Source organism: Neglectibacter sp. X4 (assembly GCF_009917365.1).
Classification (GTDB): domain Bacteria; phylum Bacillota; class Clostridia; order Oscillospirales; family Acutalibacteraceae; genus Acutalibacter.
Genome location: NZ_QWLE01000122.1, coordinates 1 through 3,144 on the forward strand (window position 1 = coordinate 1; position 3,144 = coordinate 3,144).

At 49.2% G+C, this 3,144-nt stretch carries 1 protein-coding gene and 2 pseudogenes; all 3 read left to right on the forward strand.

Going from position 1 to position 3,144, the window contains the following annotated elements:
* Positions 1 to 2,583: DEAD/DEAH box helicase family protein (locus D1841_RS16850; protein WP_166554308.1), on the forward strand; the 2,583-nt coding region annotated here is incomplete at its 5' end.
* A 114-nt stretch (positions 2,584 to 2,697) separates the two neighbouring features.
* Positions 2,698 to 3,000, forward strand: a pseudogene (locus D1841_RS16855) (DUF3848 domain-containing protein); the annotation flags it as partial.
* Positions 3,001 to 3,033: 33 nt separating this feature from the next.
* Positions 3,034 to 3,144: pseudogene (locus tag D1841_RS19410) on the forward strand (topoisomerase); the annotation flags it as partial.

Below are 3,144 nucleotides of genomic sequence, written 5' to 3' on the forward strand. Positions count from 1 at the left end.
CAAAGGCGAGAGCTTCTTTGCAAGATTTACAACGAGAAGTTCAACTCTACACGACCCAGAGAGTATGACGGTAGTCATATCGTTTTCTCTGGCATGAACCCTGAAATCGAGCTGCGGGAACATCAGAAAAATGCTGTGGCGCACATTCTCTATGGCGGAAATACCCTGTTGGCACACGCCGTTGGCGCTGGCAAGACCTACGAAATGACCGCAGCGGCTATGGAGTCAAAAAGGCTCGGTCTGTGTAGCAAATCGCTGTTTGTCGTCCCGAACCACTTGACTGAACAGTGGGCGGCTGAGTTCTTGCAGCTCTACCCTGCGGCGAATATCTTAGTCGCCACGAAGAAAGATTTTGAGACGAAAAACCGCAAACGCTTTTGCGGGAGAATTGCCACCGGCGACTATGATGCCGTCATCATCGGGCATTCGCAGTTTGAAAAAATCCCCATGAGCATCGAAAGACAGATCGCCCTTCTGGAGAGAGAACGAGACGAAATCGTTGATGGAATCCGTGAGCTGAAAGAAAACCGAGGTGAAAAGTTCTCTGTTAAGCAGCTCGAAAAGAGCAAAAAGAATATCGAACTCAAGCTCAAAAAGCTCAATGACCAGGGCCGCAAAGATGATGTCGTAACCTTTGAAGAGCTGGGCATAGACCGCCTGTTCATTGATGAAAGTCATTACTACAAGAACCTATACCTCTACACAAAAATGAGGAATGTGGGTGGTATTGCTCAAACAGAGGCGCAGAAGTCATCTGACCTGTATATGAAGTGCCGCTACCTTGATGAGCTGACCGGAGGGCGTGGGACGGTCTTTGCGACCGGCACACCAATCAGCAATTCGATGGTAGAGTTGTACACGATCCAGCGTTATTTGCAGTACGGGACGCTCGAAAAACAGGGCTTGCAGCACTTCGATTCATGGGCGTCCAGTTTTGGTGAGACCGTTACGGCGGTGGAGTTGAAGCCGGAAGGGACGGGCTACCGAACAAAGACACGCTTTGCAAAGTTCTTCAATTTGCCTGAGCTGATGTCCATGTTCAAAGAGGTTGCGGACATCAAAACTGCTGATATGCTCGACCTCCCTGTGCCGAAAGCCAACTACCACAATGTCGCTGTGAAGCCATCAGAGATGCAAAAAGAAATGGTTGCAGGGCTTGCTGAAAGAGCAGAAAAAATCCGAGGTGGTGGGGTTAATCCAAGCGTGGACAATATGCTCACCATTACCAACGATGGCAGAAAGCTCGCTCTTGACCAGCGATTGATAAACGATATGCTGCCTGATTTTGAGGGCAGCAAGGTAAACGCCTGCGTAGAGAATGTCCACCGAATTTGGCAGGAGACCACCGACAAGAAATCGGCACAGCTTGTGTTTTGCGACCTATCAACCCCTAAGAATGATGCAGAGTTCTCTGTCTATAATGACATCCGCAAAAAGCTGATAGAACGAGGAATACCGGAGAATGAGATTCGGTTTATCCACGAGGCGGACACAGAGATAAAGAAGCAGGAGCTATTCAAAAAAGTCCGAAAGGGCGAGGTTCGAGTGCTTATGGGGTCAACCCAGAAGATGGGCGCTGGCACCAACTGTCAGGATAAACTCATAGCACTTCACGATATTGATTGCCCGTGGCGTCCGTCTGATCTGGAGCAGCGCAGCGGGAGAATTGTCCGTCAAGGAAATGAAAATCCAGAAGTGGATATCTACCGCTATGTGACGGAGGGAACCTTCGATGCCTACTTGTACCAGCTTATCGAGGGGAAACAAAAGTTTGCAAGCCAGATTATGACGAGCAAATCACCGGTCAGATCTGCGGAGGACATAGACGCAACTGCGCTCAGTTACGCAGAAATCAAGATGCTTGCGACCGGAAATCCGTATATCAAAGAGAAGATGGACTTGGACATTCAGGTTCAGAAACTGCGTTTGATAAAGTCCAGCTTCCTCTCTGAAAAGTATGCGCTGGAGGACAAGATACTCAAGTATTACCCCCAGCAGATTGCCACGCTGCGTGAAGCCATTGCGGGGCTTGAAGCTGACGGAAAAACGAGGCTCGATCACGCAAAGCCGACTGATGACCGCTTCATTGGTATGGTGGTTCAGGGTGTATCACATTCCGAAAAGGCAGATGCAGGCAAGGCTATCATTGAAGCCTGCAAACAGATGGAAAGTCCCGACCCCATTCCGCTGGGAAGCTATAGAGGGTTTCATTTGGAGCTGTCCTTTGATACAGTGGAGCGTGTCTATATGGTGAAGATTCAGGGCGAGACGAGCCGTAAGATCGCCCTCGGTGATGATGTTTTCGGTAACATCTCCCGTATCGACAACGCTATTGAGCGCATCCCAGATGACCTTGAGGACAAGCGCATTGCCCTTGAAAACGCAGAAAAACAGCTTGAAAATGCCAAGGCGGAGGTCGAAAAGCCCTTTTCAAAGGAGGAAGAGCTTAATCAAATGACCGCAAGGCTGAAAGAGTTGGACATTCTCTTGAACCTTGATAAAAGAGAGAATGAGATGGCTGACGATGTGCCGGACGAGGGTGACGGGCTTGAGCAGGAGAAGGACAGGAGCAGGGAGAGATAAGTTATGTGTCCGAACTGCTCAATGCGGTATGGTACTGACCATGCCGCATTTACATAGCCGAAAGATCTGTTCAATCGGTTTTCCGGCTGTGAATACAAAGAAGGAGGTGCCATAATGGAGGAACGAGACTATAACTCTGAGCTTTACGAAAAGATGGCGGCGGAGCAGGGGAAATATCGAAGCTGGCTTCTTTCTCAGGAGCCGAGTGAGATTCTCAACCACACTTATGAGTACACCATGCGTGAGGACATTGTAATGGCGATGGAGAATCTGGAGCTTTCCCCGAAGAGAGCAAAGGCTCTTTTGAAGTCGCCCAGCCCTCTGGATGATGTGTACAAGGAGTTTCAGGATCGTGAGGTCGAACACATGGATACGATCAGAGACTCTATTGAGAGCCGAGCCGATCAGGTAATCAAACGAGAAAGCACAAGGGAAAGCCGGTGAAAAACAATGCCTTATATTGCACCGGAGGTCATCGAGCAGGCAAGACAGATTGACCTTTTGACCTATCTGCAAGCCTGCGAACCGGACGAGCTTGTCCGCATTTCTCCTAACAATTAT